This window comes from Aromatoleum toluolicum (assembly GCF_012911005.2).
Classification (GTDB): domain Bacteria; phylum Pseudomonadota; class Gammaproteobacteria; order Burkholderiales; family Rhodocyclaceae; genus Aromatoleum; species Aromatoleum toluolicum.
The window spans coordinates 79,500-92,031 of the sequence record NZ_WTVS01000010.1 but is presented as its reverse complement, the minus strand read 5'-3'; the positions used below and the strand labels follow the sequence as shown (position 1 = coordinate 92,031).

10 protein-coding genes are annotated in these 12,532 nt (G+C 69.4%); 6 read left to right on the top strand and 4 right to left on the bottom strand.

Annotated features, from left to right (window positions below; all coding sequences use genetic code 11):
• Positions 1–37 precede the first annotated feature (37 nt).
• Both GPA27_RS06820 and GPA27_RS06815 read left to right on the top strand, forming a co-directional pair.
• A complete protein-coding gene (locus GPA27_RS06820) occupies positions 38–976 on the top strand; it encodes a hydrogen peroxide-inducible genes activator (RefSeq protein ID WP_169138841.1) in 939 nt (312 codons plus the stop codon).
• A 106-nt stretch (positions 977–1,082) separates the two neighbouring features.
• Positions 1,083–2,231, top strand: a complete 1,149-nt coding sequence (locus tag GPA27_RS06815) for an FAD-dependent oxidoreductase (protein WP_169138839.1) — start codon at positions 1,083–1,085, stop codon at positions 2,229–2,231.
• A gap of 25 nt (positions 2,232–2,256) precedes the next feature.
• On the opposite strand, the gene GPA27_RS06810 is transcribed toward GPA27_RS06815, so the two are convergent.
• The 4 genes from GPA27_RS06810 to GPA27_RS06795 form a co-directional block, all read right to left on the bottom strand.
• Positions 2,257–4,839 carry a DNA topoisomerase III gene (locus tag GPA27_RS06810; RefSeq protein WP_169138837.1) on the bottom strand — a complete coding sequence of 861 codons (2,583 nt, stop codon included), beginning with the start codon at positions 4,837–4,839 and terminating at the stop codon, positions 2,257–2,259.
• A gap of 105 nt (positions 4,840–4,944) precedes the next feature.
• Complete coding sequence (locus tag GPA27_RS06805; RefSeq protein WP_169138835.1) at positions 4,945–5,412, bottom strand: Smg family protein; 468 nt, start codon at positions 5,410–5,412, stop codon at positions 4,945–4,947.
• A gap of 17 nt (positions 5,413–5,429) precedes the next feature.
• Positions 5,430–6,587 carry a DNA-processing protein DprA gene (dprA, locus tag GPA27_RS06800; protein ID WP_256222822.1) on the bottom strand — a complete coding sequence of 386 codons (1,158 nt, stop codon included), beginning with the start codon at positions 6,585–6,587 and terminating at the stop codon, positions 5,430–5,432.
• 8 nt (positions 6,588–6,595) lie between these two features.
• Positions 6,596–7,621 (bottom strand): LysM peptidoglycan-binding domain-containing protein, encoded by a 1,026-nt coding sequence (locus GPA27_RS06795; RefSeq protein ID WP_169138833.1) that lies wholly within the window; start codon positions 7,619–7,621, stop codon positions 6,596–6,598.
• Between the two features lie 162 nt (positions 7,622–7,783).
• On the opposite strand from GPA27_RS06795, the gene def reads away from it, so the two are divergent.
• The 4 genes from def (at position 7,784) to GPA27_RS06775 (ending at position 12,455) form a co-directional block, all read left to right on the top strand.
• Entirely contained in the window at positions 7,784–8,287 is a 504-nt protein-coding gene (gene def / locus GPA27_RS06790; RefSeq protein ID WP_169138831.1) for a peptide deformylase, read from the top strand.
• Complete coding sequence (gene fmt, locus GPA27_RS06785; protein ID WP_169138829.1) at positions 8,284–9,246, top strand: methionyl-tRNA formyltransferase; 963 nt, start codon at positions 8,284–8,286, stop codon at positions 9,244–9,246. The genes def and fmt overlap by 4 nt, the downstream gene beginning before the upstream one ends.
• 99 nt (positions 9,247–9,345) lie before the next feature.
• Positions 9,346–10,194 carry a zinc metalloprotease HtpX gene (gene htpX, locus GPA27_RS06780; RefSeq protein ID WP_169138827.1) on the top strand — a complete coding sequence of 283 codons (849 nt, stop codon included), beginning with the start codon at positions 9,346–9,348 and terminating at the stop codon, positions 10,192–10,194.
• 185 nt (positions 10,195–10,379) lie between these two features.
• Positions 10,380–12,455, top strand: a complete 2,076-nt coding sequence (locus GPA27_RS06775; RefSeq protein ID WP_169138825.1) for a sensor histidine kinase — start codon at positions 10,380–10,382, stop codon at positions 12,453–12,455.
• Positions 12,456–12,532: the final 77 nt, after the last annotated feature.

The following is a 12,532-nucleotide window of genomic DNA, read 5'->3' as shown; positions in this document are numbered from 1 at the left end:
TAACATCTTCGGCGCATGCCATTGCTCAGGCACCCCCATGACCCTCACCGATCTCCGCTATCTCATCGCCCTCGCCCACGAGCGCCACTTCGGCCGCGCCGCCGAGAAGTGCCACGTCAGCCAGCCCACGCTTTCGGTCGCGATCAAGAAGGTCGAGGACGAGCTCGGCGTGCAGCTCTTCGAGCGCAGCGCGACCGAGGTCAAGATCACCTCCACCGGCCAGCGCATCGTCGCCCAGGCCGAGAAGGTGCTGATGGAAGCGGCGCAGATCCCCGAGATCGCCGCGGCCGGCAAGGATCCGCTGTCCGGGCCGCTGCGCCTGGGGGTGATCTACACCATCGCGCCCTACCTGCTGCCGCGCCTGATCCCGCGCGTGCACAAGCTCGCACCGCGCATGCCGCTGATCATCCACGAGAACTACACGACGCGGCTCCTCGAGGCGCTCAAGCGCGGCGAACTCGACGTCATCGTGCTGTCGCTGCCCTTCGACGAAGCGGGCATCGTCGCCCAGCCCGTGTATGACGAACCCTTCCGCGTGCTGATGCCGGCGACGCACCCGTGGACGGCGCTCGCGCACATCGACCCCGAAAAGCTCGCCGACGACCAGCTGCTGCTGCTCGGCGCCGGCAACTGCTTCCGCGACCAGGTGCTCGAAGTGTGTCCGCACTGCCGCAACGTCAGCGGCCTGCAACGCACGCTGGAAGGCAGCTCGCTGGAGACGATCCGCCACATGGTCGCGACCGGCCTCGGCGTCACGGTGCTGCCCAGCACCGCCGCCGACGACCTGCCGACGCAGAACGCGCTGGTCGCGGTGCGTCCCTTCTCCGACCCCGAACCCTCGCGCCGCGTCGCGCTTGCGTGGCGCGTCACCTACCCGCGCAGCGGCGCGATCGACGTCCTGCGCACCGCCATCCTCGAGAGCGACCTGCCCGGCGTGCGCCCGATCGGCCGCGTGGCGCCGCTGGAGCTTGCCTGAGGTAGGCCTGAAGCACGCCTGCCGGCGCAGGCCGGCGTGAACGATTGCCGCGCCGTCCCGCGCGTTGGCGGCTAGGTTGAAACCATGCCTTCCCCGGGGGAGTACCGTGGATGCACCGCTCGTGATCGTCGGCACCGGCTTCGCCGGCTACGCGCTCTTGCGCGCGTTGCGCCAGCGCGACCGCCAGCGCGAGATCCACCTGATCGGCGCGGACGAGGCCGCGGCCTACTCCAAGGACCAGCTCCCGGCAGGGCTCGCGCACCGGCGTGACGCGGACGAACTGGTGGTCGCGACCGCCGAGCAGATGGCCTATCGCTTCGAGGCCACGATCACGCCCCACCGCCGCGTGCTCGCGATCGATCCGGTAAGCCGCGTCCTGCGCACCGACAACCCTGCGCAGCCAGAGCAGGCCTGGTCGCAGCTGGTGCTCGCGACCGGTGCGGACTCGGTCCGCCCGGCGAACGTGCGCGGCAGCGCCGCCGCGTCCGTCCTCACTGTCGGCAGCCTCGCCGAATACGCCTATCTGCGTTCCGAACTCGCGGGGCGCGGGCGCGTCGCGGTCATTGGCGGCGGCATCCGCGGCTGCGAGCTGGCGGAAAGTCTGAAGCGCGGCGGCTGCGAAGTGACCCTGCTGGAGTCGGACCCGAAATTGCTGGGCGGCAGCGTTCCCGCCCTGTGTGCGGAACGCATCGCCAACGCGCTGGTCACCGCCGGCGTGCGCATTCGCATCGAGGACGGCGTGCAGCGCATCGACCAGGGCATGGGCGAACTCCACGTCACGACGCTGGGCGGCAAGCCGCTCACCGTCGATGTGGTCGTCGCCGCGCTGGGCACCCGGCCGCGCGTGCAGCTCGCGCGGGCGGCGGGACTGGACGTCGCGGCGGGCATCGTCGTCGATGCCGCCCTGCGCAGCTCGGCCGAGGCGATTCACGCCCTGGGCGGCTGCGCGGAATTCGACGGGCGCGTGTTCGCCCTCGGCGACGACATCGAAGCCGGCGCGCAGGTGCTTGTCGACGTGCTCGCGGGACACGGTGCGCGCATGCGCTGGAAGGCGCGCGTGCGGCGCCTGAACCTGGAGTGCTGCGCCGTCGCGCTCTGCGAACCGCCCCCGGTCGCCGGCGAATGGCACGAATCGGCCACCGCCCGCGGCGTGCGGGCGCTGTTCCACGACCGCGCAGGGGCGCTGCGCGGCTTCGTGCTGGTCGGCGATCCTGCCGGCGAAAGCGGCAGCCTGCTCGGCCGCGTCGCGCGCTGACGCGCGAGCCGTTGCGGAGGCGGGCTCAGACGCCCTTGCGCGCCCGCGGACTGGTCTTGCGTGCTGCCGGTTTGGCCTTGTCGGCCGTCTCGGCCGCCGCCGCGCCGTCCTTGGCGGCGCCGTCGCCGGCCTTGGCCTTCGCGCCGGCCTTGGGTGCCTTCGGCTCGAACTCGAAGCCCACCTTGCCGTCCGCGCCGCGCACGAGGAAGGCCGAGAACTTGCGCTTGGTGCGCGTCGACACGAAACCCTTGAGCAGTTCGGTGCGGCCGTCGGCAAGCAGCTTGGTCATCTGCTCGCGCTCGACCGGCTGCTGCAGGATCACCTTGCCCGAGCGGAAATCGCAGGACTTCTCCGGCCCCACCGACTTGGCGCACACGTAGGCCATGCCGTGCTCGTACACCGGCGCCGCACACTTCGGGCACGCGCCGAGCGGCTCCTGGCCGGAGAAATCGACCGGCTCCGCGCCCTCGCCGTCGTCCTTCGGCTGGCCGAAATCGAACTCCGGCTGCTTGTCGTCGTTGAGGCGGATCTCGGCGTTGAAGAGCCGTCCCATCTTGCTGCGGAAGCCCGTCAGCGGTCCGACCTTGCCCTCGCGCAGCAGCGTCTCGATCTCGTGGATCTCGAACTGCCGCCCGGCGACGATCTTCCACGCGCTCCAGTCGCAGGCCTGGCAGGCGAACTTCTTGTAGTTCTCCTTCACCACACTGCCGCACTTGGGGCACGGCGCGCCGAGCGTCGCGAAGTCGCCCGGCACGGTGTCGGACTCGTAGCGCTTGGCGCGCTCGACGACCTCGCGCGCCATCTCGGCGATCTCGCGCATGAACTCGGGGCGCGACAGCTGGCCGCGCTCCATCTGCGCGAGCTTGTGCTCCCATTCGCCGGTCAGTTCCGGCGAGGTCAGCGCGGACACGTCGAGGCCCTTCAGCAGCGTGATCAGCGAGAAGGCTTTCGCGCTGGGGATCAGTTCGCGCCCCTCGCGGTGGATGTACTGCTCGGCGATCAGGCCCTCGATGATCTGCGCGCGGGTCGCCGGCGTGCCGAGGCCGCGTTCGGCCATCGCCGCGCGCAGTTCCTCGTCGTCGACCATCTTGCCCGCGCCTTCCATCGCCGACAGCAGGGTCGCTTCGTTGTAGCGTGCGGGCGGCTTGGTCACGAGCGATTTCACGAGGATGTCGTCGGTCGACACGGTCTCGTTCGGCTGCACCGCGCACAGCTGCGCGCCGCCGCCATCCTCGTCTTCCTTGACCGCCTCCTTGCCGTACACGGCGAGCCAGCCCGGATTCACGAGCACCTTGCCCTCGGTCTTGAAGGCCTCGTTCTCGACGCGCGTGATGCGGGTCGTGATGCGGTATTCGGCCGCCGGGTAGAACACCGACAGGAAGCGGCGCGTGACCAGGTCGTAGATCTTGTGCTCGGCTTCCGACAGGCTCTTGGGCACGGTGCCGGTCGGGATGATCGCGAAGTGGTCGGAGATCTTCGCGTTGTTGAAGATGCGCTTGTTGGGCTTCACCCAGCCCTGCTTGGCGATCTCGTTCGCGAACGGCGCGTAGTCGTCGGGCAGCGCGCGCATCACGTCCTTGACGGTGCCGAGGTAGTCCTCCGGCAGCGCGCGCGCATCGGTACGCGGATAGGTCAGCGCCTTGTGCTTTTCGTACAGCGCCTGGGCGATCTGCAGCGTCACGCGCGCCGAGAAGCCGAAGCGGCCGTTGGCCTCGCGCTGCAGGCTGGTGAGGTCGAACAGCAGCGGCGAGAGCTGCGTCGACGGCTTGGATTCCTCCGTGACGGTGCCCGGCTTGCCGTCGCACTTCGCCTTGATTGCCTCGGCGCGCGCCTTGTCCCACAGGCGGAAGGCGGTCGCGTGCTCGTCGCCTTCGGGCTTCTTGAACTTCTCGTCGAACCAGCGGCCCGCGTAGCTGCCGGCCTGGCAGCCGAAGGAGGCTTCCAGTTCCCAGTAGTCGCGCGGCTTGAACTGGCGGATCTTCTGCTCGCGCTCGACCACGATCGCGAGCGTCGGCGTCTGCACGCGCCCGACCGTGGTGAGGTGGAAGCCGCCGGTCTTGGAGTTGAACGCGGTCATCGCGCGCGTGCCGTTGATGCCGATCAGCCAGTCGCTCTCGGCGCGGCACACCGCCGCCGAGCGCAGGCCCTCGACCTCCTGCGCCGAGCGCAGGTGGGCGAAGCCCTCGCGGATCGCCGTCGCGGTCATCGACTGCAGCCACAGCCGGCGCACCGGCTTGTCGCTCTTGGCGTGCTGCGCGATGAAATTGAAGATCAGCTCGCCCTCGCGCCCCGCGTCACAGGCGTTGATCAGGCCGGTGACGTCCTTGCGCTTGATCAGCCGCGTCAGCAGCTTCAGGCGGTCGTCGGTCTTCTCGATGGGTTTTAGCGCGAACTGCGGCGGGATCACCGGCAGGTGCGCAAAGGTCCATTTGCCGCGCTTGACCTCGAACTCCTCGGGCACCACCAGTTCGAGCAGGTGGCCGACGGCCGATGAGAGCACATACTCGTCGGACTCGAAGTAGTCCTTTTCCTTCGTGAAACCGCCCAGCGCGCGGGCGATGTCCTGCGCGACCGAAGGTTTCTCCGCGATGATCAGTTGCTTGCTCATGCCGCTTGGCCGCCTTGGAAAACCCTGCGGGTTCTCGTGTATGGGGTGATCGAGCGGCGCATGATAAGCAGGCCGCCGTCAAGGGTGCAAGCGCCGCGGATGCGCCTAGTGCTTCGCAAGCGCGCCTTCGTCCGCCTCTTCCCCGAGCAGTTCGTCGACGATCAGGCTGTCGAGCGGCAGCTCGCGCTGCCACAGCACCATCAGCACGATCACCTTGAGCCGGGCGAGGCTGACGCCGAAACTGCTCAGCGCCAGTGTGCGCTCGATGATGATTTCGCGCGTTCCGGCGTCGAGGGCGCCGGCATTCTCGAGGAAGGCAATGAAGCCACGGCATTCGATGCTGAGCCGCAGCTCTTCCTCGGCCGCATACACGCGGAACGCACCCGCTGCGGGCGTCGTCGCGAGCGGCGAGGTGTCGGAAATGCTACGCAGGCCCGACAGCCAGTCGAGGGCTTCGGTGATTTCATCCTCCTCGAAACCGGCCGCCGAGAGCTTGCGCGCGAGCTGGTCGATTTCGGGGCAGGCGGCGGCGTGAACGTAGTTCTCGAAGAGGTATACAAAGATGTCGAACATGGCGGCACACCGTCTGGTCAATGGCGCTGGAAGCGCCCGCCGGGGAGTCGGCTGATCCGCCCGTCGAGCTCCAGTGACAGCAGAATGGCGTAGAGCGCATCGAGCGTCAAGCCGCTGCGTGCGGCCAGGGTGTCGACATCGAGCGGGTCGTGGCCGAGGGCATCGAGCACCGCGGCCTGCTCGGGCGGCAGCTCCGCATCCGGCACAGGCGGGGGGAACAGGGCCTGTGAAGCGTCCTCCGCGGCGCGCCTGCGTCCCCGTGCCGCGCTGCGCGTGGCCGGTTGCGCGGGCGGCCTTGCGGTCCCGCCCCAGGCGAGTTCGTCGAGCACGTCGGCGGCGGTCTCGACCAGCTTGGCGCCGTCACGGATCAGGCGGTGGCAGCCGCGCGCGAGCGGGGAATGGATGGAGCCGGGGATCGCGAACACCTCGCGCCCGCACTCGGACGCGAGCCGCGCGGTGATCAGCGAGCCGCTGCCCACGGCCGCCTCGACGACCAGCACGCCGCGCGCGAGACCGGCGATGAGGCGGTTGCGGCGCGGGAAGTTGTGCGGCAGCGCGGGCGTGCCGAGCGGCAGTTCGCTGACGATGACGCCGCGCTCGGCGATTTCGCGTGCGAGCGCCTGGTGGCGGGCGGGATAGACGCGGTCTGCGCCGGTGCCGATGACCGCGACGGTCTTGCCGTCGGCCTGGTTGAGCGCGCCGCGGTGGGCCGCGGCGTCGATGCCGAGCGCGAGCCCGCTGACGATCGTGAGGCCCGCGCCGGCGAGATGTTCGGCAAAGGCCTGGGCGTTGGCGACGCCGCCCGGCGTTGCCGAGCGCGCGCCGACGATCGCCAGCGCGGTGCCGGCGAGCAGCGCCGGATCGCCCTTCACGTACAGCAGCACCGGCGGGTCGGGAATCTCGAGCAGGCCGCGCGGATAGGCGGCGTCGCCGAGGGTGAGGATGTGGTTGCCCGGTTCCGCGGCCCATGCGAGGGCTGCGGCGAGGCGCGCCTCGTCGGGCGCGGCGAAGAGGAGATCGGCGGTGTCCGCGCCGGCCACCGCGGCGATCGCGCTGCGCCCGGCGGCGAACACTTGCCCGGGCAGGCCGAACGCTGCGAGCAGGCTGCGCTGGCGTTCGGGGCCGATGCCGGGGAGGAGGGTCAGCCGCAGCCAAGCGGCGAGATCGTCCTCCACCGCTGATGTCAGGGCTTGCGCACGCTGTCGCCGACCGTGACCTGGCCGTCGGTCTCCATCACCAGCGCGTAGGAGACGCGGTCGAACACGCGGAACACGAAGGCGAGGCCATAACGCTTCTCGGGCAGGTTGTAGGTTTCCTTGTTGCCGTCGTCGTCCTTGTAGACGACCGAGCCGCGGTTGCGGTGCAGCGCGAGCACGTGGCCGCGCTCGATGCCTTCGCGGGTGCCGACGCTGAGCGTCACGACGTGGTTGCGGCCGGTTTCGGCGACGCCACGATAGATACCGATCAGGCGGCCGGCGACCTCCTGTTCCGGTGCGTGCGGCATGTACGAGAAGATATCCGGCTTGTCGGTGACGACCAGGCGGTCGCCGGTGCCGATCTCCTCGACCGCGCTGAGGATCTCGAGCGTGGCCGGTGTGCCGTTCTCGGTGACGCGGGCGGAGCCGAGATACATGGCCTCGTAGCCGAGCACTTCGCGGGTGACCGGGTCGGTGAGCGGCTTGGCCGGGCGCAGCACCTGCCACACCTTGTGGTCTTCCTTGATGTTCTTGGCGAAGATCGTGTCGCCGGGGCCCATGTACACGCGGCTGGTCTCGGTCGCGACCACGGTGCCGGCGTCGGCCAGACGCGCCTCGTCGACGACCAGCGGCTTGGTCAGGAAGGGCTCGATGTCCTGCATCGGGATGCTTGCGACGGCGTCCTTGAGGTCCTCGTGATAGACCTGCGGCTGCAGCTTCTGGTCGCCGACGCGGCGGCCGATCGACAGGTAGGGGCCGCTGCGGTCGAGCACGATGATCTGGCCCGGATAGATGAGGTGCGGGTTGCGGATCTGGTCGCGATTGAGGCGCCACACTTCGGGCCAGCGCCAGGGTTCCTTGAGGAACTTGCCCGAAATTCCCCACAGGGTGTCGCCGCGCACGACGGTGTGGCTGTCGGGGGCATCGTCGGCGATGGCGGCCGGTGCCGCGAGCGCGGGCGCGCCGAGAAGGGTCGCTACGCTGAAGAGGAGAGGGAATATAATGCGGGTCATCGCTCGCTTCCGATTGGAACGGACCGGATTTTCCGCTACCGGAACGCGTTCCGCCGGTCGAGGGATCCAATCCGCAGACTCGATTCGAATGCCGGGGCGACCCCGACAGCATGCCAAAGCACTTGAAATTCTGCACGTAATGACTTAACCCGGCAAGCATTTATGGCGCTATTACCGATCCTTCGCTATCCCGACCCCCGTTTGCACACGCGCGCCGCCCCGGTCGCACACGTAGACGATTCGATTCGCCAACTCGTCAAGGACATGGCCGAGACCATGTACGAGGCGCCCGGCATCGGGCTCGCCGCGACGCAGGTCGACGTGCACAAGCGGGTGGTGGTGATCGACATCAGCGAGGACCGCTCCGACCTGCGCGTGTTCATCAACGCCGAGATTCTCGAGAAGTCCGGCGAGCATATCGGCGAGGAAGGCTGCCTCTCGGTGCCCGGCATCTACGAGAGTGTGCGTCGCGCCGAGCACGTGCGCGTGAAGGCGCTCGACGCCGACGGCAAGCCCTTCGAGCTGGAGGCCGACGGCCTGCTCTCGGTGTGCATCCAGCACGAACTCGACCACCTCGAAGGCAAGGTCTTCGTCGAATACCTGTCGCCGCTCAAGCTCAACCGCATCAAGACGCGGCTGGCGAAGAAAGCGCGGATCACCGCGTGAGCGCGGCCGCCCCCTTGCGTACCTCGCTCCGCGTCGCCTTCGCGGGCACGCCCGAATTCGCCGCTGCGGCGCTGGAGGCGATCCTCGCCGCGGGTTTCGCGGTGCCGCTGGTGCTGACCCAGCCGGACCGCCCTGCCGGGCGGGGCATGAAGCTCACAGCGAGCCCGGTGAAGCAGGTTGCGCTCGCGCACGGCATCGCCGTCGACCAGCCGGAGAAGCTGCGCACCGAGGAGCAGCGTGCGGCGCTCGCCGCGTGCGCGCCGGACATCCTCGTCGTCGCGGCCTACGGCCTGCTGCTGCCGCCCGCGGTGCTGGAGCTGCCGCGCCTGGGCTGCATCAACATCCATGCCTCGCTGCTGCCGCGCTGGCGCGGGGCGGCACCGATCCATCGTGCGATCGAGGCGGGCGATGCCGAGACCGGCATCACGATCATGCAGATGGATGAGGGCCTCGATACCGGCGCGATGCTGATGAAGCGCGCACTGGCGATCGGCCCCGACGACACGACGGCGACGCTGCACGACCGCCTCGCCGCGCTGGGCGCCGAGATGGTCGTCGAGGCGTTGCGCGCGCTGCCGCAGGGCACGCTGCACGCCGAGCCGCAGCCCGAGGCCGGCGTGACCTACGCGGCGAAGATCGGCAAGGCGGAGGCGGCGATCGACTGGCGGCGTCCGGCGGTGGCGATCGGGCGCGCGGTGCGTGCCTTCAATCCCTTCCCGGGCGCGGTCGGCACGCTGCGCGACGTCGCCGTGAAGATCTGGCGCGCGGAGCCCGTCGCCGGAGCCGGCGCGCCGGGCACGGTGTTGTCGGCGGACGAGTCCGGGGTCGTCGTCGCCTGCGGCGAAGGGGCACTGCGCCTCGTCGAATTGCAGAAGCCGGGCAGCCGGCGCATGCCCGCCGGGGAATTTCTGCGCGGATTCCCGGTCAGTGCAGGCGAACGCTTCGGCAGCGGGAGCTGAAGGCGCGCGGGGATAATTCCCCGCCCTGCATTGAAGCCGTGGTGTTCGGCCCCACATAGGGGGCACACAACCCCAATCACTGAGGAAGGAATTACGCACATGTTCGGCAACTGGCTCAAGACCTCGATCCTCATGGCAGGTATCGTCGCCCTGTTCGGTGCCGTGGGTGCCATGCTCGGCGGCAAGCAGGGCATGCTGATGGCGCTGGTGTTCGGCGGCGCGATGAACGTGTGGGCCTACTGGTTCTCCGACAAGATGGTGCTGCGCATGTACAACGCGCGCCAGGTCGACGAGACCAGCTCGCCCTACCTGTACAACATGGTGCGCGGCCTCGCGCAGCGCGCCGGCCTGCCGATGCCCAAGGTATACCTCATCGACGAGGAGCAGCCCAACGCGTTCGCCACCGGGCGCAACCCGGACCACGCGGCCGTCGCGGCGACCACGGGCATCGTCCGCATGCTGTCGGAGCGCGAGCTGCGCGGCGTGATGGCGCACGAACTCGCGCACGTGAAGAACCGCGACATCCTGATCTCGACGATGTCGGCGACGGTGGCCGGTGCGATCTCGATGCTGGCGCAGTTCGGCATGTTCTTCGGCGGCAATCGCGACGGCGAGCGGACCAACCCCGTGCTGGGCATCCTCGTGATGATCCTCGCGCCGCTGGCGGCGATGATCATCCAGATGGCGATCTCGCGCACCCGCGAGTTCGGCGCGGACCGCGGCGGCGCGGAGATCTCGGGCGATCCCGAGGCGCTCGCGAGCGCGCTGGCGAAGATCGACGCCTACGCGCGCGGCATTCCGATGCACGCCGCCGATGCGCATCCCGAGACCGCGCAGATGATGATCATGAACCCGCTGTCGGGCGGCGGCCTGCGCGGACTGTTCTCGACCCACCCGTCGACGCAGGAACGTGTCGCGCGCCTGCGCGAGATGATGGTCCGCGGCTAATAACTCAGCACGCAATTACGCGAGTCAAATTGAGTGCTGCCCGGTCACTCCCTCCCCTTCAAGGGGAGGGTTGGGGTGGGGATGGGTCAAGCACGCGTGGCAGAAACCCATCCCCCTCCTAACCTCCCCCTTGAAGGGGGAGGAACAGCGCTTTCCTGTGCGGGCTCCGCGCGGAGCGTGGGCTGATGTCTCGGCAAGCGCGCCCGCGCTGGACCGACCGCCTGCGCAGCTCGGTGCGCGCCAAGCTGCTTGTGCTGGTGCTCGCGCCGCTGGTGGTGGGCGTGCCGGTGCTGCTGGGGCTGGTGTGGACCTGGGGCTACGAGGCCTACGAGCGCCTGCTCAACTTCAAGATCAGCTCCGATCTCGTCACCGCGCACGAGTATTTCGACCGCGTGCGCAGCGGCGTCGGCTACGACGTGCAGGCGCTGGCCGAATCGCACCGGCTCGTCGCCAGGCTTGGCGCGACGCCGGCCGCACTGTCGTCGCTGCTCGCTGAACTCGCGCCCGGGCGGCGGCTGGACTTCCTGCTGCTGCTCGATCGCGAGGGCCGTCCGCTGGCGGCGTCGCAGCCGCTGGCGGGCGTTGCGATCCCGCGCCTGGACTGGCCGGTCGTCGCCGCGGCGCTGCACGGATCGGCGCTGACGACGGTCGAACGATTCTCCGCCGACGCGCTCCAATATGTGTCCCCGGCCCTGCGCGAGCGCGCCTGGTTGCCGCTCGTGGAAACGCGCGCGGCGGCACCCGATGCGCGAACGGCGGAGGATCGGGGACTGGTGATCCACGCCGCCGCACCGGTGCATGACGAAAAGGGCAACCTCGTGGGGGTGCTCGAGGGCGGCGTCCTGCTCAACGGCAATCTGGAGATGGTCGACCGCATCAACGCCATCGTCTATCGCGACGGCTCGCTGCCGCTCGGCAGCCGCGGGACCGCCACCCTGTTCCTCGACGACACCCGCATCGCCACCAATGTGCGCCTGTTCGGCGACACGCGGGCGCTCGGCACGCGCGTGTCGCAGGCGGTGCGCGAGCGTGTGCTGGGGCGCGGCGAGACGTGGCTGGGGGCGGCCTTTGTCGTGAACGACGATTATGTTTCGGGCTACGAGCCGATCGCCGATGGCCGCGGCGAGCGCGTCGGGATGCTGTACGTGGGCTTCCTCGAGGAGCCTTTCCGCGACGCCGGCCGCATGGCGATGGGCGCGCTGTTCGTGTTGTTCGTCCTGATCAGTGCGGCCGGGGCGGCGCTCAGCCTGCGCTGGGCGCGCAGCGTGTTCCGGCCGATCGAGCGCATGAACGCGGTGATCCAGCGCGTCGAACAGGGCGAAGCGGACGCGCGCGTCGGTGAGGTCGCGAGCCGCGACGAGTTGGGGCGGCTGGCGGGCGAGTTCGACCACCTCCTCGACACGCTGTCCGCCAAGCGCGAGGAGCTGCAGCGCTGGGCCGAGGAGCTCGACCGCAAGGTCGCCGAGCGCACCGTGGAGCTGAGCGAGGCCAACGAGACGCTGCGGCGCGCGCAGCAGCAGCTGGTGATGAGCGAGAAGCTCGCGGCGATCGGCGAGCTGACGGCGGGGGTCGCGCACGAGATCAACAATCCGGTCGCGGTGATCCAGGGCAACCTCGACGTGCTGCGCGACCTGCTGGGGCCGGCCGCCGAGCCGGTGCGCCAGGAGATCCGCCTGATCCACGAGCAGACCGACCGCATCCGCCAGATCGTAACGAAGCTGTTGCAGTTCGCGCGTCCGGGCGAGTTCGCGGGCTATGCCGAGGCGGTGGACGTGAACGAGGTGGTTGCGGACTGCCTGTTCCTGACGCAGCACGGCTTCGACCGTCGCGCGCTCGAGGTCGCGACCGACTTCGCGGCGAGCGCGCGCATCGAGATCAACCGCAGCGAGCTGCAGCAGGTGCTGATCAACCTGATCGTCAATGCGGTGCAGGCGATGCCCGACGGCGGGCGCCTGAACCTCACGACGGCGGACTGGAGCGAGGACGGCGCGAGCGTCGGCGCGGTGATCCGCGTGCGCGACACCGGGCATGGCATCGCGCCGGAGGATCTGTCGCACATCTTCGATCCCTTCTTCACGACCAAGAAGGGCAGCGGCACCGGCCTGGGCCTGTCGATCAGCTACACGATCGTCGAGCGCTACGGCGGCCGCATCACGGTCGACAGCCGGCCCGGCGAGGGCACGGAGTTCGCGCTGTGGCTGAGGCGCGAGCCGCGTTACGACGAATCCCCGAGCGCCCCGGGGTTTTTGCGGCGCTGGTGAGTCATAGTAGGGACAACGTCCCGACCGACTCGGTTATTATCAAAATGTAACTGCGTGCGGCGCGGCCGTGCGTACCG